Source organism: Stenotrophomonas maltophilia group sp. Smal32 (assembly GCF_030237085.1).
GTDB classification, from domain to species: domain Bacteria; phylum Pseudomonadota; class Gammaproteobacteria; order Xanthomonadales; family Xanthomonadaceae; genus Stenotrophomonas; species Stenotrophomonas maltophilia_Q.
Window position 1 is genome coordinate 39246 of sequence record NZ_JASJSI010000005.1, and the last position, 19447, is coordinate 58692.

31 protein-coding genes and 1 tRNA gene are annotated in these 19447 nt (G+C 64.8%); 29 read left to right on the forward strand and 3 right to left on the reverse strand.

Annotation, left to right across the window (positions count from 1 at the left end):
• Nucleotides 1-190: 190 nt before the first annotated feature.
• A complete protein-coding gene (locus QRO91_RS02280) occupies nucleotides 191-532 on the reverse strand; it encodes a hypothetical protein (RefSeq protein WP_049397815.1) in 342 nt (113 codons plus the stop codon).
• A 160-nt stretch (nucleotides 533-692) separates the two neighbouring features.
• The gene (locus QRO91_RS02285) at nucleotides 693-1013 is read right to left on the reverse strand and encodes a hypothetical protein (protein ID WP_049397814.1); all 321 of its coding nucleotides are present in this window, start codon (nucleotides 1011-1013) and stop codon (nucleotides 693-695) included.
• An 81-nt stretch (nucleotides 1014-1094) separates the two neighbouring features.
• Between QRO91_RS02285 and QRO91_RS02290 the strand changes: the two genes are divergently transcribed.
• The 8 genes from QRO91_RS02290 to QRO91_RS02325 are packed head-to-tail and all read left to right on the forward strand — an operon-like array spanning nucleotide 1095 to nucleotide 6324.
• A complete protein-coding gene (locus tag QRO91_RS02290; RefSeq protein ID WP_049397813.1) occupies nucleotides 1095-1619 on the forward strand; it encodes a phage regulatory CII family protein in 525 nt (174 codons plus the stop codon).
• Between the two features lie 17 nt (nucleotides 1620-1636).
• Nucleotides 1637-2683 carry a helix-turn-helix domain-containing protein gene (locus QRO91_RS02295; RefSeq protein ID WP_049397812.1) on the forward strand — a complete coding sequence of 349 codons (1047 nt, stop codon included), beginning with the start codon at nucleotides 1637-1639 and terminating at the stop codon, nucleotides 2681-2683.
• On the forward strand, nucleotides 2676-3230 hold the full coding sequence (locus QRO91_RS02300) for a hypothetical protein (RefSeq protein ID WP_049397811.1): 555 nt from the start codon (nucleotides 2676-2678) through the stop codon (nucleotides 3228-3230). Before QRO91_RS02295 ends, QRO91_RS02300 begins: the two co-directional genes overlap by 8 nt.
• Nucleotides 3227-3766, forward strand: coding sequence for a hypothetical protein (locus QRO91_RS02305; RefSeq protein WP_049397810.1), 540 nt, complete (start codon nucleotides 3227-3229; stop codon nucleotides 3764-3766). The genes QRO91_RS02300 and QRO91_RS02305 overlap by 4 nt, the downstream gene beginning before the upstream one ends.
• Entirely contained in the window at nucleotides 3763-4194 is a 432-nt protein-coding gene (locus tag QRO91_RS02310; RefSeq protein WP_049397809.1) for a DUF1064 domain-containing protein, read from the forward strand. The genes QRO91_RS02305 and QRO91_RS02310 overlap by 4 nt, the downstream gene beginning before the upstream one ends.
• 53 nt (nucleotides 4195-4247) lie before the next feature.
• Nucleotides 4248-4529 carry a hypothetical protein gene (locus QRO91_RS02315; RefSeq protein WP_225792085.1) on the forward strand — a complete coding sequence of 94 codons (282 nt, stop codon included), beginning with the start codon at nucleotides 4248-4250 and terminating at the stop codon, nucleotides 4527-4529.
• On the forward strand, nucleotides 4526-5353 hold the full coding sequence (locus tag QRO91_RS02320) for a hypothetical protein (protein WP_049397807.1): 828 nt from the start codon (nucleotides 4526-4528) through the stop codon (nucleotides 5351-5353). The genes QRO91_RS02315 and QRO91_RS02320 overlap by 4 nt, the downstream gene beginning before the upstream one ends.
• Nucleotides 5350-6324, forward strand: a complete 975-nt coding sequence (locus QRO91_RS02325; protein ID WP_049397806.1) for a hypothetical protein — start codon at nucleotides 5350-5352, stop codon at nucleotides 6322-6324. Before QRO91_RS02320 ends, QRO91_RS02325 begins: the two co-directional genes overlap by 4 nt.
• Nucleotides 6325-6327: 3 nt before the next feature.
• On the opposite strand, the gene QRO91_RS02330 is transcribed toward QRO91_RS02325, so the two are convergent.
• Entirely contained in the window at nucleotides 6328-6900 is a 573-nt protein-coding gene (locus QRO91_RS02330; protein ID WP_049397805.1) for a hypothetical protein, read from the reverse strand.
• A gap of 83 nt (nucleotides 6901-6983) precedes the next feature.
• Here QRO91_RS02330 and QRO91_RS02335 point away from each other — a divergent pair, with 83 nt between their 5' ends.
• The 21 genes from QRO91_RS02335 to QRO91_RS02435 all read left to right on the forward strand — a co-directional run bounded on the left by QRO91_RS02335 (nucleotide 6984) and on the right by QRO91_RS02435 (nucleotide 19446).
• Nucleotides 6984-7415 carry a hypothetical protein gene (locus QRO91_RS02335; protein WP_049397804.1) on the forward strand — a complete coding sequence of 144 codons (432 nt, stop codon included), beginning with the start codon at nucleotides 6984-6986 and terminating at the stop codon, nucleotides 7413-7415.
• A gap of 204 nt (nucleotides 7416-7619) precedes the next feature.
• Nucleotides 7620-7696, forward strand: a tRNA-Met gene (locus tag QRO91_RS02340).
• A 131-nt stretch (nucleotides 7697-7827) separates the two neighbouring features.
• On the forward strand, nucleotides 7828-8082 hold the full coding sequence (locus QRO91_RS02345) for a hypothetical protein (RefSeq protein WP_049397803.1): 255 nt from the start codon (nucleotides 7828-7830) through the stop codon (nucleotides 8080-8082).
• Nucleotides 8075-8617 carry a lysozyme gene (locus tag QRO91_RS02350; protein ID WP_049397802.1) on the forward strand — a complete coding sequence of 181 codons (543 nt, stop codon included), beginning with the start codon at nucleotides 8075-8077 and terminating at the stop codon, nucleotides 8615-8617. The genes QRO91_RS02345 and QRO91_RS02350 overlap by 8 nt, the downstream gene beginning before the upstream one ends.
• Nucleotides 8614-8988: a hypothetical protein gene (locus QRO91_RS02355; RefSeq protein ID WP_049397801.1), complete on the forward strand. Its 375-nt coding sequence runs from the start codon at nucleotides 8614-8616 to the stop codon at nucleotides 8986-8988. The genes QRO91_RS02350 and QRO91_RS02355 overlap by 4 nt, the downstream gene beginning before the upstream one ends.
• Nucleotides 8985-9314: a hypothetical protein gene (locus tag QRO91_RS02360; protein ID WP_053451716.1), complete on the forward strand. Its 330-nt coding sequence runs from the start codon at nucleotides 8985-8987 to the stop codon at nucleotides 9312-9314. Before QRO91_RS02355 ends, QRO91_RS02360 begins: the two co-directional genes overlap by 4 nt.
• A 4-nt stretch (nucleotides 9315-9318) precedes the next feature.
• Nucleotides 9319-9615, forward strand: a complete 297-nt coding sequence (locus tag QRO91_RS02365) for a hypothetical protein (RefSeq protein ID WP_053451715.1) — start codon at nucleotides 9319-9321, stop codon at nucleotides 9613-9615.
• Nucleotides 9616-9644: 29 nt separating this feature from the next.
• Entirely contained in the window at nucleotides 9645-9929 is a 285-nt protein-coding gene (locus tag QRO91_RS02370; RefSeq protein WP_053451714.1) for a hypothetical protein, read from the forward strand.
• Nucleotides 9926-10330 carry a hypothetical protein gene (locus QRO91_RS02375; protein WP_088470334.1) on the forward strand — a complete coding sequence of 135 codons (405 nt, stop codon included), beginning with the start codon at nucleotides 9926-9928 and terminating at the stop codon, nucleotides 10328-10330. Before QRO91_RS02370 ends, QRO91_RS02375 begins: the two co-directional genes overlap by 4 nt.
• A 35-nt stretch (nucleotides 10331-10365) precedes the next feature.
• Nucleotides 10366-10878 (forward strand): hypothetical protein, encoded by a 513-nt coding sequence (locus QRO91_RS02380; protein ID WP_225792084.1) that lies wholly within the window; start codon nucleotides 10366-10368, stop codon nucleotides 10876-10878.
• Nucleotides 10879-10882: 4 nt separating this feature from the next.
• Nucleotides 10883-11410 carry a hypothetical protein gene (locus tag QRO91_RS02385; RefSeq protein WP_088470332.1) on the forward strand — a complete coding sequence of 176 codons (528 nt, stop codon included), beginning with the start codon at nucleotides 10883-10885 and terminating at the stop codon, nucleotides 11408-11410.
• Nucleotide 11411: 1 nt separating this feature from the next.
• The gene (locus QRO91_RS02390; RefSeq protein ID WP_105609249.1) at nucleotides 11412-11615 is read left to right on the forward strand and encodes a hypothetical protein; all 204 of its coding nucleotides are present in this window, start codon (nucleotides 11412-11414) and stop codon (nucleotides 11613-11615) included.
• Nucleotides 11615-12694: a hypothetical protein gene (locus tag QRO91_RS02395; RefSeq protein WP_151458192.1), complete on the forward strand. Its 1080-nt coding sequence runs from the start codon at nucleotides 11615-11617 to the stop codon at nucleotides 12692-12694. The genes QRO91_RS02390 and QRO91_RS02395 overlap by 1 nt, the downstream gene beginning before the upstream one ends.
• A 1-nt stretch (nucleotide 12695) precedes the next feature.
• A complete protein-coding gene (locus QRO91_RS02400) occupies nucleotides 12696-13163 on the forward strand; it encodes a hypothetical protein (RefSeq protein ID WP_088610862.1) in 468 nt (155 codons plus the stop codon).
• A gap of 23 nt (nucleotides 13164-13186) precedes the next feature.
• Complete coding sequence (locus tag QRO91_RS02405; protein ID WP_005409200.1) at nucleotides 13187-13795, forward strand: terminase small subunit; 609 nt, start codon at nucleotides 13187-13189, stop codon at nucleotides 13793-13795.
• 3 nt (nucleotides 13796-13798) lie between these two features.
• The gene (locus QRO91_RS02410) at nucleotides 13799-15352 is read left to right on the forward strand and encodes a DNA packaging protein (RefSeq protein ID WP_049397793.1); all 1554 of its coding nucleotides are present in this window, start codon (nucleotides 13799-13801) and stop codon (nucleotides 15350-15352) included.
• Nucleotides 15349-15627 carry a hypothetical protein gene (locus QRO91_RS02415; protein WP_049397792.1) on the forward strand — a complete coding sequence of 93 codons (279 nt, stop codon included), beginning with the start codon at nucleotides 15349-15351 and terminating at the stop codon, nucleotides 15625-15627. Before QRO91_RS02410 ends, QRO91_RS02415 begins: the two co-directional genes overlap by 4 nt.
• A 1-nt stretch (nucleotide 15628) precedes the next feature.
• Nucleotides 15629-15817, forward strand: a complete 189-nt coding sequence (locus QRO91_RS02420) for a hypothetical protein (protein WP_049406950.1) — start codon at nucleotides 15629-15631, stop codon at nucleotides 15815-15817.
• Nucleotides 15814-16287 carry a hypothetical protein gene (locus QRO91_RS02425; RefSeq protein WP_012479893.1) on the forward strand — a complete coding sequence of 158 codons (474 nt, stop codon included), beginning with the start codon at nucleotides 15814-15816 and terminating at the stop codon, nucleotides 16285-16287. The genes QRO91_RS02420 and QRO91_RS02425 overlap by 4 nt, the downstream gene beginning before the upstream one ends.
• Complete coding sequence (locus QRO91_RS02430) at nucleotides 16287-18458, forward strand: hypothetical protein (RefSeq protein WP_049406947.1); 2172 nt, start codon at nucleotides 16287-16289, stop codon at nucleotides 18456-18458. Before QRO91_RS02425 ends, QRO91_RS02430 begins: the two co-directional genes overlap by 1 nt.
• Nucleotides 18445-19446, forward strand: coding sequence for a hypothetical protein (locus tag QRO91_RS02435; protein WP_049397789.1), 1002 nt, complete (start codon nucleotides 18445-18447; stop codon nucleotides 19444-19446). Before QRO91_RS02430 ends, QRO91_RS02435 begins: the two co-directional genes overlap by 14 nt.
• The last annotated feature ends 1 nt before the right edge of the window (nucleotide 19447 follow it).

Consider the following 19447-nt stretch of genomic DNA (forward strand, 5'->3'; position numbering starts at 1 on the left):
TGGTGTGGTTGGGTGGTACCACCAAGCCTGCCCGGAGATCGCCGCCACTGCCAGCATCGGTTGTGGAGAAAGGAGTCGCCCATGACTAAGGGCCTGCCCCAATCGACTCCGACGGTCATGACCGCGGCGCTGCAGCGCATCGGCGCGCTTGAGCGCCGGGTGCGCGCGCTGGAGCAGCGGCAGCCAGCTTCTAGTGTTCCTGCTCAGATCCAGCGCGTTGCTGTTCCAACAGCCGCTCCGCCTCCGCCGCTTCCGCCAGCTCCTGTCGGCTCTGCTGCGCCTTCAGGATCTGACGCTCGATCTCCAACAGGCGAAGCACGGTTGCAGCGGCCACGCCGGCCGGGGCTTCGGGCGAGGTTTTGCCGCGCAGTGTTTGGATGGCGGCGCGAACTACCTCCAGCAGCATCTCTGTGTCGGGATGACTGCCAATGACGGCCAGCGTGAACCAGCTGTTCGCCTGTTTTTCAGCCTCCAACGCGGCGATTCGTTCGTCGTATTGGGCGAATCGGGCTTCGAGTTCGGATGGGGTCATGAGGAACGTCAATTACTGGGGGAACGCCGATTCTGCCAGCCGACCAACACAGATGCGTACCCAGCACCTACGGAGCGCTGAATGACTGACGAATCTGAAAAGCCGAGCTTCGCCGCCGGCGTAGATCACCCGGCCGCCGAGCAGCGGCCGGGCTTCTGCTTCAGCGGAGAGATTGAGCCTGACGCGCCAGCACGGCCTTCCGGTTCTCGATGGTCTTCTGCAGGTTGTCAAAAGTCGCCTCGAACGACATCGCCCGCTCAGCGGTCGCGGGGTCCGATGCGCCTTCGAAGTCTCGTCGCACGGTTGCGAGCGCTCTTCCTGCGAGGTCGAGATCTGGAAGGACCGAAATGAGCCCATGCAGGGCGACGTTTGTCGCCAGTGCACTGCCGGCGGTGATTTCCAGTTGCTCGTGCAACGCCTTGATTTGAGCCTGGCAGCCCGCCAGCAGCTGCCGCAGTTCCAGTTCCGCAATTGCATCCATGGGTCTCTCCAGGTGGTGGTTGGGTTGGGTCGCACCGCCATTCTGCCAGCCGGAGGACCCGCCCAAACCCCGAGGACTCCCATGCCCTGGATCGAAGAAACCTGGCTGCAGGACGCCCTGGCGGCCCTGAAGGCCACCTGCGACGTCGATGCCCATACCCGCAATGAAATGATCCAGTTCCTGCTGGACAACGGCTTCTGGGATCAGGAGAAGCTGAAGGACTGGGCCAGCGCTGTGGCCAAGTTCAACAGCTGCCTCAACCCCAACAAGGCCGAGTTCTTCAAGATCGGTGAGCTGTGGGCGCTGATGCGCCGCTTTGGCCGGCACCAGCTCTTCCTGGCCATGGCCGCAGATCTCGGCTATGAGGTCCGTCCCATTCCCACCGAGCATCGCCGGCAGGCGTTGATGCAGCAGCTGCTCGACGTGCAGGCGCAATGCGCGGCTGCCTCCGAGCGCGTTGCGAGCCAGTTAGAACGCCTCAGCACGCCCGCGCCGGAGCCGCGCCAGGGTGTCGTCCATGGACAGGGTCGCGCGCAGTTCAGCAGCCCCAACGAATGGAGCGCGCCTGGCAGGGCAAACCCCGTCGTCGTGGTGGGCTGCCCGTAACGGGATAGGCCTGCGTAATGAGCAACGAAATCACGAAGCTCTGCTGGCCACTGCAGATGCCGCCGCCCGCAAAGGCGGTGCTGATGGCGATCGCGTGGCACGCAGACGACTTCGGAATGGCTTTCCCGGGCTTCACCACATTGATCGAGAAGACCTGCCTGAGCAAGACAGCACTGCTCAGCGCGATCGCGTGGCTGGAAGACAACCAGGTGCTGACCATTCGACGTGGCGGCAGTGATGCCGGCGGCACCAAGTACAGCAACCGGTACAGCCTCAACCTTGGCCGCCTGGACCCCGAAGTGTTCGCATCGAAGCCGCGGCGCGCGTCCAAACCGGTGCGCCAGACGGACCGGTCCGAGAGCGGCGAAGGGGTTGACCGGTCCGCCACGAGTACCGGTGTGGATGCCGAACCGGTGCGCGTCACGGACGGGTCGGAAGAGACTGAAGGCGCCGACCGGTACGCGGGAGATACCGGTACGCAAGAACGACCGGTGCGTCTCGCGAACTCGACCGGTACGTCTGGCGGACCTGACCGGTCCGTCTCGCGTACTCAACCGGTCCGCGAGACGGACCCTAAAGGTCATGAAAGGTCAGTAAAGGTCATTGAATCGTCAAACGCGCAGGCGCGCGACGACGATGCGGCGATGCCGCAGCTCACCGCCGACGAGGTCAATCGCGAGCTGATGGGCATCCCACGTTTGCCGGCGGGTCTGGACCCGCAAGTCCTGGCCAGGTTCGTGCGTCATCGCCGTGTGCTGGGAAAGCCGATGACGATCAGCAGCTGGCTGGAGCTGCAGCCGCGATTCCGCCAGCTCACGGCCGATGGCCACGACCTCAACCGCTCCCTGCGCCAGACGATGGCTGCAGGCCTGGCACTGCCCGTAACACCGAAACCCGAGGGGACCGACCATGCCAACAATTCAGGCTCTGCTGCCGAACGAGTCCGACGTCGAGCAGAAGAAGACGAGCTCCGTGACGCCGCTGCAGAGGCAGACGCAGCCGCCGGCGCAGCAGGCGCCCTTGACGGCCCGGGCTACGCGAACGCTGTGGGTGCGCATGGCTGAGATCTATGGCTACCGCTGGACCAGCGCCTACGGCGAGGATCCCAGCGGCGGCGCTGCGGCGACCTGGGCAAAAGGCCTTGCCGGCCTCACCGGTGAGCAGCTGGCCGCCGGCCTGGGGTCGAGCATCGCCTCGGCTGATCCGTGGCCACCGACCCTGCCGGAATTCCGTCTACGTTGCCTCGGTGTGCCGAGTTTCGCTGCAGTACGCAACGACACCGGCCGCCGAGACGGGTTCACGCGCCTGGTATGGCAGTACCTGGATGGCCACCGGTACCGGACCTCGAGCGCCGACAAGAGCGATCGCCTGTTGCGCGAGGCCTATGACCAGGCCCGCGAATACGTGATGCGTGGCGGGAGGTTGCCGGAAGAGCCTGTGGCCGTGCTGGGTCAGGCTGCGGCGTACCCACCGGTAGCGGCCAGCCCTGAAGCGTTGCGCCGTGCGGAGCGCGAGATAGCGGAGATCTTCGGTAGCGGCGCCGCGGAGTCCGGCAATGACGACCACCCGCCGGCGACGGGCAAGATGGCAGCAGCAGGATTGGACCGATGATCGACCAGGACCAGCTGCGCATCTATCACCGGCAACAGGTGCTGTACGCCCTGCAGCAGGCGAGTGAGCCGATGACCGCTTCGGAAGTGCACGAGGGCATGACGACCCTGGCCTTGGCCATGGGCCATCCCAGGGAATGCGCTGCCATCACTCCGGCCGCGGTCGCCGGCATCCTTCGCGGCATGCTCGGCGAGCAGCTGGTCATCCAGGGCGAGGACAAGGCCAATCGCCGCTACGGTCGCGCCGAGCCGACCTGGTCGGCCGCTGCTGGCCACGCACAGGTGTCTCAACCAACCGCACCGGGACGCATTGCAGCAGCACCAGTGGGTGCCCCAATGGCGGCCGGGCAGGGCACCCAGCTCCGTCAGATCACCATGGATCAGCGCCTAGCATTCCTGCAGGCCGAGTGCGCCGCACTGCTGGCGGACGTGACCAAGGAACATGCTGCATTCGAGCTCAGGGTTCGGAGCCAGATGGAGGCGTTCGAGGCGCGCGCTGCACGGTTGCTGGGTCTGCCGCAGGACGGTGGCCAATGAGTAACCGGGGCCTTCGCTACAACCGCATCGAGGACATGCCGCAGGGCATGCAGCAGCTGGTGCACAAGGCTGGCCAAGGTGTACCCCATCGCGGGCCAGTTGAGCACCACCAGCCCGCACCAGTGGAGAAGCGGCCGAAGTACGGCAACGTGATCACCACCGTGGACGGGATCCGCTTCGACTCCAAACGCGAGGCGCGCTACTACGAGCAGCTGAAGCTGCGGCAGCAAGCCGGTGAGGTGCACTTCTGGTTGCGCCAAGTACCCATGCACCTGCCAGGCGGCACCAAGTACGTCCTGGACTTCCTGGTGTTCCTGCGCGACGGCAGTGTCGATTTCGTGGACGTGAAGGGGCGGGAGACGAAGGAATTCCGCATCAAGAAGCGTGAAGTTGAGCATCACTATCCGATCAAGGTGCTGCTGGCATGAGCGGCTGGAGATCCAGCGGTCACACGGCGGGCACCCGAGTCGATCTCAGTACGGTGGCCACCACCGATCTGCTGAGGGAGATCGAGCGCCGTTGTTCGACGGCAGGGCCGCCCAAGGTCGCCCGCCCCGCGAAGGAGCGGCCATTCGCGACCAAGGCGCTCTGGGCCGAGGACAAGGTCCATCAGGCACGAGCCAAGCTCGCAGATCTCCGCGCGCTGCCGGTGCCGGCCTGCGAGGCTGAGCGGGCCGCTCGCGCCGCTCAGGACTCCCAACTGGTCACCGATATCGTCAAGTACGACGGCATGGCCAAGGCCTTCGCGAGGAAGGGTCAATGAAGCCTGCAGAGCTCAAGGCGCGGTTCCCGACGGAGGCTGCCCTGTGCACGTGCCTGATCGACTGTCTGACCGAGGCCGGCGGCTGGGAGATCTACCCCGAGACAGCCGGCTTCGACATTCTGGCTGTGTGGAAGGCGACTGGGCATCAGCTCGGCATCGAGGCGAAGCTGCAGCTCAACGCCAAAGTGGCCGATCAGATCCTGCCGGCGCACTGGAGCAACGGCGACCAGCGGGGGCCAGACTTCAGGGCGGTGCTGGTTCCGTGCACGACAGCGGCGAACTACGGCATTGCACGGATGCTCGATGCGCTGGGCGTGCAGGTTCTGGTCCCGGACAGCTGTACTGCCCGTTGGAAGACGGAGCCTGGGCAGCAGGTTCAGCGCGAGGTGCATCGGCATGGCCTGCATCAGGCCGCCCCATGGGATCGCGCATCCGGCGATCTCCGCGAGTGGGGACCTACAGCATGGTTCGACTGGAACCCAACCAAGCGCTGTGAATTGCCTGAGTTTGTGCCGAAAGTTGCCGCGGGCGTGCCGGCGCCGCTGCAGTTGACTCCCTGGAAGGTGGGCGCTCTCAAGGTGTTGGCCGATCTCGAGCTCGATGGTTTCACGACGGCGAAGGGTGTCCGGGCCCATGGCGTGGATCCGCGCCGCTTCTGTGCTTCCGATGGGTGGCTGAGGCAACTGGGCGAGGGGATGTGGGCGCGCGGGAGACTCCCGGCTTTCGAGGACCAGCACCCCGAGGCCTACGCTCAGGTACTGGCCCAGGCGCGCGCCGCGCGCGCTGCAGCGGCAGCAAAGAAGACCCAGGAACAGACGTCATGAACGAAACTGCAGTCGGTACCAACGCGCTCGCAGCCGCGCGCGACCTCGAGGTGGCTTTCCTCAAGGGGAAGAAGATCCCCTCCTGCGCCAACTGCAACGGCAAGGCGAGGGTGTGCTGGCCTGGCCGCGAGTCGCAGCTGGTACAGCTCCAGTGCCGGCACTGCGGGCCACGTGGAGCCATCTTCGACATCAGCGCGCCGGTCCAGTGTGGCCGCTGTGGTACCGCCCCGACTGGTCTGTTCCCGAGGGGCGCACAGATCCAGTGCTGCAGCTGCGGGGCATCCTCAGCCGTGTTCGTTGGTCCGGATCCCGCCGGCGCTCTTGCCGCGGCGCTGGATGCCTGGTGTCGACGTGCGCCGGTGCTTGCTACGGCGGGCGACGACAGTGCAGGCAAGCGGCGCCGGGGCGCAGCTCCGGATGGATTCGACGACGAGGGCAAGGGCGACGTCCTGGAGCTGCTGTCGCGACTGCTGGTCGGCGGGAGCTACCGCATGCCAGTTGAGGGGCGCAGCACATTGGCGCCGCTGGGGAGCAGCGACATCGCCGGCGCGGTCGGCTACATGCGCAACCCACTCGAGAAGCACACCGCCCTCGCGGTGGCGACGCGCATGGGCCCAGCGGCGATCGCTAGGCTATCCCTTGCTGCCTACCGGCAGGTGGCCAAGGACGTGCGCGCAATGCGCCCGCGGCCGCTGGATCTCGGAAAGCCGGCCGATCGGTGGCGCCTTCGCCTGGTGATCTATGACGCAGCCCATGAACTGGTTTGGCCAGAACGGCGGCAGCCGTTCGCCGGCTTGGCCAAGTCCGCGAAGATGCGCAAGGGCAACTACATCAAGGCGCACAAGTGTGCCAGTGCAGTCCTGCATGAAGCGCTTCACGGTGGCAGGAAGGGGTTTCGGAAGGCGCTGTGGTTCGGTCAGCCCTTGCGTGACCGCGCGGAAGAGTGCGATGCAGCTGGCCGGCATCCCTAGCAGTTAATGCTTCAACGTAAGCGCATCAGAGGCCGCAATCTGCAGCGTGATTAGCAACCCCGAAAGCGCGCCTGTGGTGGTGATCAGTTCATTCTCGTGTGCCTTGATCCTAGACTCTGTCTCAGCAATTCGCGTCTCAAGGAGCTCGACCTCATTGCTTATCCGATCATGTGGCAATGCTGACATGAAACCGAGAGCGTCCCACTGAGTGCGGAGCAGAGCCCTGGCCTCGACGATTGCCACTTTGCTTCGGTGTCGCGCATGCAGCGCCTCACTTAGCCCATAGGCAGCGGTACGCACCGGCTTCCCGAAAAGATACCCAGCCTCTTTCGCCAGCCCTGGTAGTGCCGCCAGCTCTGCATCGGTGAGATTGTCGAGATACGTTTTGTCGGCGCATGCCTGCAGTGATTTCATCAGAGCCAAACGACGATCAAAGAGGTCTGCCTTGAGCTTGTTGCGCGCCGTGCGCCACTGCTGCCATGCCACATACGCAACCATCGCGGCCAGCGCCAGCTGCCCCGCTGCAGTGACCAACTTGATCTGTAGATCTGTCAAGCCTAGTACGGTCTCAACCATTGCAACACCCTCCCTGTATTGGCCGGGATTATCACATTTGTTAAGGTTTGTTAGGGCCATCTCGGCCGGGAAAAGGAGCAGCAGTGACGGGACAGTTTTTTGACTTGAGCGGGAACATTGTGACGGCCGAAGAGGCGCTTCGAGCCGCTGCGAGCTTCATCGAAACAGATCTCGATTCGAAGGCTGGAATCACCAAGGGTCGTGTGGCCTGGGAATACGTTCTGAGGCTGAATGCTGGTGGCGGGGCGCAGTTTGATCTGCGCGTGAAAATCTGGCCCTCAAAGATCTCTACAAATAGGTACCGCATGGCTCGTAGCGTCCATGCCAAGGCACCTAACATGCAGCATCCATACCCTGGTAATGACGGAGCGAACACGATCCTTGATGCGCTGCTCGCAGCTGTCCATGACACGATGTACCCAATCAATCAGGGCAAAGAAGAAGGATTCACGTTCGACGCCAGCTGGCTCTATCAACAGCCTTCGTACGCCTACACGCCGGACTTCGGAGACTGACTAGCAGCAGGCAAGACGTTCACATAGCTGACCTCACTTGTTCCTCATGAGGAAGATTTCTTCCTCATGAGGAACCGCAGTTGCCTCGGGAACCGAAAGTAGGTTTGAATTCCTACAGTGGGCGTTCTTATGGGCGCCTCAGTTCAAAGGCCGTTGGTTGACCAGGACGTGGGAGTCCGCTGGTTGATCAGCGGCCTTCTTGTTTGCGGGGTAGAGCAGTCCGGCAGCTCGCGTGGCTCATAACCACGAGGTCGGTGGTTCGAATCCACCTCCCGCTACCAAACGGCCGGTAGTCATGGCCACCACTCAAGCCAGCACATAGGCCGTCGTGAGACGCGCCGCTGGTGTCCGCGCGACCTTGCAACCGCGGTAGTGGTGGGCATGCCGGCCTCCTTTCATTGGGGGAACCGCGGTGAGCATCAAAGAGCAGATCACAACGGACCTGGCGGTCGCAGGTTCGAAGATCGGGGCGGCCGTGAGCGTCACCGCTGCGACCTACTCGCCGGGCTACACCCTGAGCGACTGGGCGCTGATCGGCACGATCATCTTCACCATCGTCCAGACGTTCACCGTCATGGTGAAGAACTGGGGTGACTGGTCGGCCTGGTGGACCGCTCGCATGGGCAACGCCAGGCGACTCTGGGCGTGGATCCGCCGCCGTGGCTGACGCCAAGCTCAGCACCAAGCAACGCGTCGGCTTCGCCGCAGCACCGCTGGCGCTGATCGGTGCCTTGGTCGCCGCCTTGGGCACGAACGACTCGGCTCATGAAGGGCGGCGCTACACCCCGTACTACGACTCGGCCGGCATCCTGACTGTCTGCGCCGGCATCACGGGCCCGGCAGTCGTGAAGGGCAAGAGGTACACCGACGCCGAGTGCACCAGGCTGGAAACGACCTACGTGCAGACCATGCTGGGCCACATGGGGCAGTGCGTCCGCGGCGAGTTCGAGTTCCACGAGATCAAGGCCTGGGGCCACTTCGCCTACAACATCGGCACGCCGGCTTTCTGCGCCAGCACAGCGGCGCGGCGACTCAACGCCGGCGAGCGCCAGGCTGCATGCGCCGAAATGTGGAAGTGGCGTTACGTCACGATCGGCGGCGCGAAACGCGACTGCGCACTGCCACAGTGGAGTGCGAAGTGCGGCGGCATCATCGATCGCCGGCAGTGGGAAATGGCCACCTGCCAAGGCCGCTTGCAGTGATCACCAGGGCGGCCGTCTCTGCCTGGTGGGCAGCCTGGAAGTGGGTTGCCATCCTGACCGGCCTGCTGACCCTGTCGCTCTGGCTCAACGTCAGGCAGTACGGCGATCGCCGTGAGGCTGCAGCTGCATCACGGGCGGCCACTCTCGCGGACACCCTTGAGGTGACGGCAGAAATCGCACGTCAAGCCCAGTCCGACAGTGGCCAGCTGCTGCAGCGCCTGGAGGCGATCGCCGCGCGCGGAGAGCGAACCCGAACCATCTATCGAGCAGCAGCTGCAGCGCAGCCGCTGCCAGCCAACTGCGCCCCGGGTCAGGCCCGGGTCGACGCCATCAACCAGGCCCTCGGGCCGACCAGCAGGACTGCGAAGTGACCCAGAAACCCTCGATCGGACGGATCATCCACTACGCCCTGAGCGATACCGACGCGACCCGTATCAACGCACGCAGGACCGATGGCCCGTCCATCCAGGAGCGGCTGCTGGAAGACGCCTGGCCCGTCGGCGCCCAGGCACACATCGGCAACAAGGTCGCCGCTGGCGACGTGCTGCCGGCCATGATCGTTGCGGTACAGCCGAACGGCCAGATCAACGCCCAAGTGTTCCTGGACGGCAACGACGTGCTGTGGGTCACCAGCCGGGACGAGGCCAGCGAGGAATCCGGCAGCCACCCGGGTCGCTGGCATTGGCCGCAGCGCTGACACCATGCAGCTGCGCCAGGCTCTCCCGATCGCGGCACTGATGCTGCTGGCCGGCTGCACGCAGCACCTGCAGCGTGTGCCGGCGCAGTGCGACGCGATGTGCTTCCGCCCGTGCGTCGATGCCGGCGAAGACACCGGCGTGCGTGTGACGGCCGATCCTGCTGCCGCGGACGCCTGGGACAACATCGGCGGGGACGTGGTCGGCCAGTTGGCCGACAAGCTCCGCACCTGCGACGTGCGACGTAAGGCCTGCGAACAGTGCCTGCGCCGGCTCGACGCCAAGAACGTAATCCAGCTTTGAGCGCCATCCCGGCGCCATAGGAGAGCAGCATGTCGAACCAGCAAGCCGGTACAAGTCCACTGGCGGACCCGCAGACCCCGATCGAATCCGCCGTGAAGGACCTGGCGCGAACTCAGCAGGAGCTGCATATCGCCGTCGAGCAGCTGGCACTTCGCCTCGCACCGGTGCTGGTCGCAAGCAAAGCGGATGCCGCACCGTCCACGGGCCGTGCACTCGGTGTCTCGCCGTTGCTCGAAGACCTGTTCCAGCGGCGCGACTCTGCGGCAGCCACCCTGGACATCATCACCGAGCTGCATGCTCAGCTGACTCTGTGAGCCGGACACCCGCCAGCTTCAGCCTCACGGTCGTGCGCGGTGCGACCTGGGAGGACGACTTCACCTACACCAATCCGGATGGGAGCCCGTTCGACCTGACCGGCTACCAGGCGCGGATGCAGGTGCGGACGCTGGCGGGCCAGTTCGGGCTGACCCAGGCCGACACGTTGGTGATGGAGCTCACCACCGACGCCGGGTCGCTGGTCATTGGCGATCCTGTGGAGGGCGTCGTATCGATCACAGTGTCGGCCGCTGCCACCGAGGTCCTGAACCCTGGCAACGAGCGGAAGGTGAAGCATTGCTACAGCCTGGAGCTGTTCAAGCCGGCAGGTGCGGATCCCGAATACGTGATCCCGCTGGTGGCAGGCAAGGTCACCGTACAGGGCGAGACCACGCGCTGATGCCCGTTATCCGAGCCACTGAAGGTGCGGCCCGCGTGATTGTGGTCGAACGCCGCAGCGCCGTCGCGATTCGCGACCCCAGAACGCCCGTCGTTGCAGCATCGAAGCCCATCAAGGTCGAGGCGATCCAGGCGGACACCCGGACGGTAGAGGTCGCAGCGCGCGGCGCGCAGGGCCCAGCAGGACCGGCCGGCCGCGACGGCACGTCGCCGGAAGCCACATACCCGGTCGGCCAGTCGATCCATGGCCACCGCGTGGTCCGGCTCGAAGGTGGTAAGGCCTACCACCCCGACACGGGAGTGCTGGAACACGCGCAGGCCTGCGTCGGGATCGCCCTGCAGTCGGCGAACACCGGAGATGTGACGGTGCGCCTGGCCGGCACTGTCGAGGAGGGCAGCTGGACCTGGCACGACGGCGCGGTGTGGTGCGGAGCAGATGGCGCTCTGACCCAGAGCCCGGGCGATACCGGCTGGCTGCTGTGCGTCGGCCGCGCGCTCAACGCCACCACCCTGATGATCGACTTCGATACACCCATCGCACGGATCTGATCCCATGGCTGACAAGACCCTCCAGCTCAAGAACAACATCACCACCGAGGTCGAAGGCGTCACCGCGTCAGCTGGCGCCGCCGACGCCGGCAAGATTGCGGCACTCGGCCCTGATGGCCGCTTCGACGACTCGCTGCTGCCGGCCGGCATTGGCGCGGACACCAAGATCTATCCGGCCAGCGAGGTGCTGGCGGCCGGCGACTACGTGAACATCTGGGACGACGCCGGCACGGCCAAGGTGCGCAAGGCCGATGCCAGCGCCGCCAACGCCGGCAAGCGTGCCCATGGCTTCGTGCGCGCCGGCGTCGGCACCATCGGCAGCGATGCCACCGTGTACTTCGAAGGGCCGAACAGCTCGCTTTCGGGCCTCACGCCTGGCGCGACCTACGTGCTGAGCCACACCTCCCCGGGCGGTGTCGTGCCGCTGGCGTCAGGCACCGCCACGGCTGGCCACATTCTGCAGATCCTGGGCGTGGCCACCGACGTGGGCGAGATCAACGCCGAGATCGGCAATCCGGTGGTTCGAGCCTGAGATGGCAGCACGTCGTGCGCTTGTCCTTGACGCGAGCAATCGCACCAGCGAGCTTCCTGCCGGCGACATCCTGATAGGTGTTCCGCTCTATCTGCCCGTTGGTCTGCGTAGCGGCGGCATTGCTTCCTTGCCGCTGTCGACCACGTTCACGCTCACCATTGGGCTCAGGGCCGGGGGCACATTCGACGTGCAGGCAACCACCTGATGGCTACCCGCACACCTCTCTACCTCGATCAGCCGCTGGCGCGCATCGCAGAATTTCCTGTTGGAGATACGCTCGACACGGCGCTTATGCCGTCTCTGCTTGGGCGCAGCGTTGCGATCAACGGCGACTTCAGCATGTGGCAGCGCGGTACGGAATTCGGCGCATCTGGATACAGCGCCGATCGTTGGTACTTCAATGCCGGTGGTGGCGTCACGTCACCGTTTCTTCGCCAGAACCCGATTCCGCTCGGTGCTTACAACACCCTATGCCCCAACTGGGCGTGGGTTAGCTATACCGGCAGTGCGTCCGCAAGCCACTACGTAGTGCTTGAGCAGCGCATTGAGGACGTGCGTACCTTCGCAGGTAACACCGTGGTCGTTACCTTCCTGGTATTCAATGCCGGAGCAGCTGGGCGGAAGATCGCTGTAGAGTTTGGACAGAATTTCGGCGGCAGTGGCGGCTCGCCAAGCACGTCTGGTATTGGAGCCGCAACGTATACGCTTGCAGCAGGCGTGAACGCTATTACCCACGCCGTGCAGATACCATCTATTTCTGGGAAAACCCTAGGAACCACTCACACGGGGTATCTAATTCTCACGCTTTGGGCGTCAGGTGGTTCTGACTTCAACGCGAGGAATGCGTCTCTCGGGCCGCAGACGGGTGATGTGCATTTCGCTCAGGTGCAAATTGAACGTGCAGCTGCTACGCCGTTCCAACGCCGGCTGCCGGCCGTGGAGATGATGCTTTGTCAGCGCTACTACGAAAAGAGCTACGACCTGAGCTCCGCCCCTGGCGCTGCCGTAAATCCTGGCCGTGAAGCGCACGCAATGTCAGGTGTTCTCGCCTCGACGTGTTGGGCCACCGTCCGTTTCACGCAGCGGAAGCGTAGCGTACCTTCCATCGTTGTCTACCCGGCAAACAGTACCGGCGGAAGTCCTGGCAACGTTGCGCAGAACGATGGATCTCTCGTTCCAGCCACCGTCGAGAACGTAGGTTCGTCGGGGATGCAGGTAGCCTGGGGCAACTCATCAGGTAAATTCGGCGGCTGGTTCCATTGGACGGCAGACGCGGAGATTTGACGTGTACCGGCTCACCGATAGTCCAGATATTCTTTACTGCATCGAGACTGGAGCGTTCATCCCCCGCGACCACTACCTTTGGCCCACCAAGTGGCTAGACGAAGGGAATGCGCCGCTTCCGGTACCGCCACCATACGAGCTTCACTCGCCCGAGCACTACCGCGCAATTCGTGCGGCCGCCTGGGCTTGGATGACTGCCGAGGTGAACGCCCGTCAGTACGACAGCATCGAGACGTGCGTGGGCTACTTCAATAGCGGTGTTGAGCGGTACCGTCTGGAGGCCCGTGCACTGGTAGCCTGGCGCGATGCAGTAAATCAGGCCCTTGAAACCCTGGTGTTGAATCCGCCTGCCGGCATCGAGACTTGGGAGCAGGTGCGTCCGCTTCTTCCGCAGCCTGAAGCGTTCCCATGGCCCACGAGTGTAGAGCTCCCGTTGGAGGCTGGTGACGGCCCCACTGCTCAACTTTGATCAATCTGAGAGGAACCCAGCCAGTGGCCGGAAAGATCGACCCGGCGACGGGCCTGCAGGACCAGCAACGGCGGTTCGCGGACGAGTACCTGGTTGACTTCAATGGCACCGCCGCCTACATGCGCGCCGGTTACAAGGCCACCGGCGCCGCGGCCAGCGCCGCTGCCGCGAGGCTGCTGGCCAACGCCAAGGTGCAGGCCTACCTGGCCGGCCGGAAGGAAGAGCTGCTGCTGTCTCAGCGGGTCGATCAGGAGGCGGTTTTGGCCCGGCTGGCTTTCATGGCGCTGGGCGACATCCGAACCCTGTTCGACCAGCACGGCAACCTCAAGCCGATGAGTGAGCTCACGGTCGAAGAGGCCAGCCTCGTCCAGGGCGTTGAAGTGTTCGAAGAGTGGGAAGGGCGCGGCGACGAACGCCGTGCGGTCGGCCTGACCAAGAAGATCAAGCTGGTGAGCCGTCTGGACGCTGTGAAGACCCTCGGCACGCACTTCGGGATGTTCGCCAAGAAGGTCGAGCACACCGGCAAGGATGGCGGACCGATCGAAACCCAGACACGGATCCTGGGCGACGTGATGGATCTGATCGACGGATCCGATACGGGCCCCGGGCCGTCGGCGTCACGGAGCAAGTAGGCCGTGGAAGAACTGAGCGACCAGGACGCCAGCAGGATCATTGAGAAGCTGGGGGATCGGTGGTGGCGGCTGAACAACCTGTACTACATCACCGACAAGTTCGGCCGACGGGTGCAGTTCAAGCTGAATGAGGTGCAGGCCGACCTTGATGACAACCTGCACACGTTGAACCTGGCACTGAAGTCGCGACAGCACGGCATCACGACCTGGGCCTGTATCCGCGCCCTGGACATGGCGCTGTTCAAGAAGAACACCAAGGCCGGTGTGGTCGCCCACACCGCCGGCGACGCCGCCAAGTTCTTCCGCAGCAAGGTGCTGTACGCGTACGACAACCTCCCGGACTGGCTGAAGAACATCCGGCCGGCAGTCCGTCGGGACATGCGCGACGGCGTGCTGGAGCTGGCCAACGGCTCGAGCATCGAAGTGTCGGTGTCACATCGCGGCGGCACGCTGACCTTTCTGCATATCTCCGAGTACGGGCCAATGTGCGCCATGTACCCGGAGCGGGCCGGGGAGGTGGCTTCGGGCGCACTGAACGCGATCGCCTCTGGCAACATCGTGGTGATCGAGTCGACCGCCTATGGCGCCGCCGGCGACTTCTACGAGCGTTGCCAGACGGCGATTGAGCTGGACCGGCAGATCCGCGCCGGCACGGCCAAGCTGACGGCGATGGACTACCGCTTCCACTTCTATCCGTGGTTCCGGGATCCCATTAACGAGCTCGATCCGGACGGCGTCACGCTCACCGCTGAGGACGAGGCCTACTTCGCCAAGGTCGAGGCGGAGATGAACTACACGCTGCGGCCTGAGCAGAAGGCCTGGTACGTCAAGAAGGCGGCCGAGCAGCGCGACAAGATGAAGCGGGAGCACCCCAGCACGCCGGAGGAGGCCTTCCAGGCGAGCACCGAGGGTGCGTATTACGGCAAGGAAATGGCCGCCGCCGACAGCAGCGGGCGGATCACCGATCTTCCGATCAACCCGCAGGTGCCCATTCACACCTTCTGGGACATCGGGCGCAGCGATGCGACGAGCATCTGGTTCATGCAGGAGAACGGCCCCTGGCTGGATTTCGTCGACTTCTACGAGAACTCTGGCTTCGGCGTTGCGCACTACGCCAAAGTGCTGAAGGAGCGGGGCTACCTGTACGGCAAGCATTACTGGCCGCACGACGGTGCCAACGAGGACTGGTCGGCCAACGAGAACCGCGTGCAGGTCGCCGCCAAGTTGGGGGTCAAGCCGGTTGTCGTGGTGCCCCGGATCAACGACATCACCGAGGGCATCGACATGGTGCGCAACATGCTGCCGCGCTGCCGGTTCGACAGGGTCCGGTGCGGCCCACCCAAGGCAGGCGAGGGCCGCGGAGGGCTGGAAGCCCTGCGGCGCTACACCAAGGTCTGGAACGAGAAGACCGAAACGTATTCCGACCTCCCATTCCACAACTGGGCCAGCAATCCTGCCGACGCCTTCCGGCAGGCGGCCCAGGGCTATGTCAGCAGCAGCGGCCGCCGTGTCGGCGAGTCGCGCGGAATGGCCAACGACAACTGGAGAACTGCATGAACGTTTCCCCGCGCGAGCGGAACACGCCTACCTCGGTCGAACTGGTCGACCTGCTGTCGATGCTGGTGGCCGCAGCAGATGAAGGGCAACTGGTAAGCGTTGCTTTCATGTTGCGATCGCCGGAGGGCGACACCATGGTCGACTACCGTGGCAGCCACGAGCTGAGCGAGCTCACCGCCAGGACCGTCCTGCAGCGCATCGCCCAGGACATTGCCGTGATCCATCCGGCGATCGCCGCACGGATCGAGTCGGATCTCACCAGGAAGGCGAACTGACGTGGACGAGACCACGGTCCAGCTGCTGGCCATCCATTTGCAGCAGGCCCGCGCCTACGCACGCTACCTGCCGGGGGGCGAGAACCACGGCACCCTGGTAGAGGACCACGTCCTGTCACCGGATCAGGCTGCAGCTGCGGTGGTGGAAGAGCTGAATGCCGCGTTGGGGCTGCTGGGAGCTGAGGCATGAGCGCCGAGGTCGAGCTCGCCCCGGATGGCTTCGTGTGGTGTGGCAAGAAGGGGGATCTGACCCTGTACCTGACCCACATCGTGCGCGATGGCGACGACGATGCAGCGCTCTACATCCGCAACGAGAACCGCCGGGTCGAAGGAATGAACCCGATTACCGGGATGATCGCTTACGGCAGCCCAGCCTATGTGGTGCCGTTCCGCGACTTCTGGATCTTCCGTCCGGAGGACAAGGACCGTGGTCGCCACCACACCATCGGCGACATGGTTGCTCGCCTGCAGAACGCCTCGGTTGCCCTCTACGGCTTGGACGTCCCGGCCTACCGCCACCGCATCCATGACGCCATCCTCGAGTTCTGCGACGACGTGAAGAACCTGCGCCCGCCGGCGGAGCAGACCCGGGAGCAATGGCTCGGCGAGATGGCGCGGATGGGGATCCAGATCAAGATCAATGGGCAGAAGGTGAACTGATGCAGACGATCGAGAACTTGCGCAGCGAGCCGGCCTACGACCCAGGTGCTGCCGACGTGGCCACCGCGGCGCCGCCCGACGTGGAAGGCCACCCGCTGGACAGTCTGGAGAACCGCCGTCTTCATGCGAAGGTGCTGGACTACTGGTACACGGCCCTCGATGCGTTCTACGACAACCGCATCGAGCAGATGCTCGACTACGACTTCTACGACCACATCCAGTGGTCAGAGGAAGACCGTGCGGTGCTGGCGGCCCGCCACCAGGCGCCGCTGACCTACAACAAGATCAAGATGGCCATCGACTGGGTCATCGGCACCGAGCGCCGCACCCGCATCGATGGCGTCGTGCATCCGCGGGCCGAGGATGACGTCGACATCGCCGCGGTGAAGTCGGAGCTGATGAAGTACCTCAGCGACACCAACCGCGTGCCGTGGGCGCGCAGCCAGGCATTCAAGGATGCCGCGATCGCGGGCTGCGGCTGGACCGAAGAGGCCATCCGGACCGACCGCGCAGACGAGCCGGTGATGGTGGGCCACATTCCCTGGCGGCAGATGCGCCGGGACCCGGTCAGCCGCGCGCTGGATCTGAGCGACTGTCGCTTCCTGCTGCGGGAGAAGTTCGCCGATCTGGACTATGCGGAGGCGATGTTCCCGGACCGCATCGAGCTGGTGAACCGCGCTGCACAGGACCACTACGACGGCGACAATGGTGCCTTCGACGAAGAGCTGGATCTCCCCCAGGTCTTCCGTCGCTACGACAGCCGCGGTCACACCGTGACCGGCCGGCGCATTACCGGCAGGGCCTCGCTGGACAGCCGCTGTCGACTGCGGGTCCGCCTGATCGAGTGTTGGTTCAAGCGCCCGGTCGCCCACAAGCGGCTCTGGGGCGGCGAGTTCCGTGGTGATCGCTTCGATCCCAACAACGTGAAGCACCAGGTAGCGCTGGCGGCGATGAAGAGCGAGGCCTCCCCGGTGTACTCGCTGTCCGACGCGGTGGTCGAGGAAATGTGGTGCGCGATCTTCACCGAAGGCGGCCTTCTGCAGCTCAAACGCAGCCCCTTCCGACACGGGCGGTTCCCCTACACGCCGTACTGGTGCTATCGCCGCAATCGCGACGGGATGGAGTACGGCCTGGTCCGCGGCGTGCGCGACTCGCAGGAAGACCTGAACAAGCGCATGAGCAAGCTGCTTTGGGCCCTGAGCACCAATCAGCTGTTCTACGAGGACGGCGCCATCGATGAGGACCGCATCGAGGAAGTGAAGCGCGAGATCGCCAAGCCCAATGGCGTTATCCCGCTTAAGAACAACGGACTGGGCAGGATCAAGGTGGAGCGCAACCTCGACGTGGCAGAGGCGCAGATCAAGCTGCTGGAGCTCGATGCGGCGCACATCCATGACGGCACCGGCGTGAACCGCGAGCTCCTGGGACGCGAGACCAACGCGGCCAGTGGCCGGGCGATCCTGGCCAAGCAGCAGGAAGGCGCCGTGAGTACGGCGGAACTGTTCGACAACTACCGTCTGGGCATCCAGCTCAGCGGCGAGAAGCAGCTGTCGCTCACCGAGCAGTTCATGACCGAGGAACGGCAGTTCCGGATCGTTGGCGAGCGCAAGGGTCTGGACTGGCGGGTCATCAACCAGCTGCGCCTGGACACGCTCAACAACGTTTGGGTGGTCGACAACGACATCAGCCGCAACCAGGCCGACTTCATCGTCGACCAGCAGGACTTCCGCGAGTCCATGCGCCAGGCCTTCGCCGAGCAGTTCTTCGACATGCTGGGCAAGCTGCCACCGGAGATGTCCATCCAGCTGCTGGACCTGGCCTTCGACATGATCGATATGCCGGGCAAGGACGAGGTGGTGCAGCGCATCCGCAAGATCACCGGCCAATCGGACAACGACCAGGACGTCGAGAGCCCCGAGGCGCAGGCGCGTCAGCAGCAGGAAGCCCAGGACCGCGAGGTCGCCCTGCGCGAGCGCATGGCCAAGGTCGGACTGGACGAGGCCAAGCGCGAAGAGATCATGGCCAAGGCCAAGGCATTGCAGATCAAGACCAAGGGTGACGCGCTCAACGTTGCCGAGCTGATCGAGATCCTGCTCCCCCTCGCTCCGGCGGCAGACCGCCTCCTGAGCACCCAACAGACCCCCGAGGAAACCGCTCATGCAGCAGCCTGACAACGCGGGCCAGCATTCGCTGGCCGCGAACGAACTGGAAATGACCGAGGGTGAGCGCGCTGCGCTGGCCAGCGCTGATGGTGCCGCCCCTGGCGATGCCGCTGCAGCTACTGGCACCACCGATGCGTCGGCAGCCGCCACCGCCACCGCGACTGCCACGCCGCCGGCCGAAGGCTCAGCTGCGCCAGCGGCGGGCGCTCCGGCGGACGGTGCGGCACAGCCTGATGCAGCGGCCGCCGCTGCCGCGGCAGTTGCTGCAGATGGGACGGCCCATGCGCCGCCAGCAACGTCCGAGCCGCCGCCGGCCACGCCCTTCGTGCCGACCTACGCGGCCGACGAGCGCGACTATGGCAAGGAGATCGGCGAGATCAACGGCAAGCTGCAGGCCCTGAAGGAGAAGTACAAGGCCGGCGACGTCGAGGATGAGGTGTATGAGCAGCAGTACGAGGATCTGCGCGACGAGCGCGGCCGCGTCGAGCGCGCCCAGGACATCGCCGCCCTGCAGCAGCAGCTCAGCCAGCAGAATGCCGACCAGTCCTGGGCGTACCTGCAGCGCCAGTTCCTCTCCCGACCGGAGAATGCCGCGATCGCCGCAAGCCCGATCCGCTTCGCTGCATGGGAGCAGGCGATGCAGTCGGTGGTCAACGAAGCCGCAGCCGCTGGCCGACAGCTCACCGACTGGGACATCCTGGCCGGCGCGCGCGATCTGCTGGCGGCCGAGGGTCTGCTGCCGGCATCAGCTGCCGCGACCGCGCCCCCCGTGGCGCCGCCCCCGACGAAGCCGGACCGTAGCGCGCCGCTGGGTGATGTGCCGGCCACACTGAGCACGGTACCGGCTGCAGCTGACCCGACCTCCCGATCGACCGCTGACGCTGCCGCCGGCATGGACAACATCGAGGACATCGAGTCGTTCCTGGCCGGGAAGTCGGAGAGCGAGCGCGATCGCATCCTGCGGGATGTGCCGGGCTCCTTCGTGGCGGACAACTGAG

Excerpts from the sequence above, each read along its gene's own strand:
- QRO91_RS02280 (WP_049397815.1), bottom strand. The coding sequence starts at position 532 with ATGACCCCATCCGAACTCGAAGCCCGATTCGCCCAATACGACGAACGA.
- QRO91_RS02285 (WP_049397814.1), bottom strand. The coding sequence starts at position 1,013 with ATGGATGCAATTGCGGAACTGGAACTGCGGCAGCTGCTGGCGGGCTGC.
- QRO91_RS02290 (WP_049397813.1), top strand. The coding sequence starts at position 1,095 with ATGCCCTGGATCGAAGAAACCTGGCTGCAGGACGCCCTGGCGGCCCTG.
- QRO91_RS02295 (WP_049397812.1), top strand. The coding sequence starts at position 1,637 with ATGAGCAACGAAATCACGAAGCTCTGCTGGCCACTGCAGATGCCGCCG.
- QRO91_RS02300 (WP_049397811.1), top strand. The coding sequence starts at position 2,676 with ATGGCTGAGATCTATGGCTACCGCTGGACCAGCGCCTACGGCGAGGAT.
- QRO91_RS02305 (WP_049397810.1), top strand. The coding sequence starts at position 3,227 with ATGATCGACCAGGACCAGCTGCGCATCTATCACCGGCAACAGGTGCTG.
- QRO91_RS02310 (WP_049397809.1), top strand. The coding sequence starts at position 3,763 with ATGAGTAACCGGGGCCTTCGCTACAACCGCATCGAGGACATGCCGCAG.
- QRO91_RS02320 (WP_049397807.1), top strand. The coding sequence starts at position 4,526 with ATGAAGCCTGCAGAGCTCAAGGCGCGGTTCCCGACGGAGGCTGCCCTG.
- QRO91_RS02325 (WP_049397806.1), top strand. The coding sequence starts at position 5,350 with ATGAACGAAACTGCAGTCGGTACCAACGCGCTCGCAGCCGCGCGCGAC.
- QRO91_RS02330 (WP_049397805.1), bottom strand. The coding sequence starts at position 6,900 with ATGGTTGAGACCGTACTAGGCTTGACAGATCTACAGATCAAGTTGGTC.
- QRO91_RS02365 (WP_053451715.1), top strand. The coding sequence starts at position 9,319 with ATGCAGCTGCGCCAGGCTCTCCCGATCGCGGCACTGATGCTGCTGGCC.
- QRO91_RS02370 (WP_053451714.1), top strand. The coding sequence starts at position 9,645 with ATGTCGAACCAGCAAGCCGGTACAAGTCCACTGGCGGACCCGCAGACC.
- QRO91_RS02385 (WP_088470332.1), top strand. The coding sequence starts at position 10,883 with ATGGCTGACAAGACCCTCCAGCTCAAGAACAACATCACCACCGAGGTC.
- QRO91_RS02390 (WP_105609249.1), top strand. The coding sequence starts at position 11,412 with ATGGCAGCACGTCGTGCGCTTGTCCTTGACGCGAGCAATCGCACCAGC.
- QRO91_RS02395 (WP_151458192.1), top strand. The coding sequence starts at position 11,615 with ATGGCTACCCGCACACCTCTCTACCTCGATCAGCCGCTGGCGCGCATC.
- QRO91_RS02415 (WP_049397792.1), top strand. The coding sequence starts at position 15,349 with ATGAACGTTTCCCCGCGCGAGCGGAACACGCCTACCTCGGTCGAACTG.
- QRO91_RS02425 (WP_012479893.1), top strand. The coding sequence starts at position 15,814 with ATGAGCGCCGAGGTCGAGCTCGCCCCGGATGGCTTCGTGTGGTGTGGC.
- QRO91_RS02430 (WP_049406947.1), top strand. The coding sequence starts at position 16,287 with ATGCAGACGATCGAGAACTTGCGCAGCGAGCCGGCCTACGACCCAGGT.
- QRO91_RS02435 (WP_049397789.1), top strand. The coding sequence starts at position 18,445 with ATGCAGCAGCCTGACAACGCGGGCCAGCATTCGCTGGCCGCGAACGAA.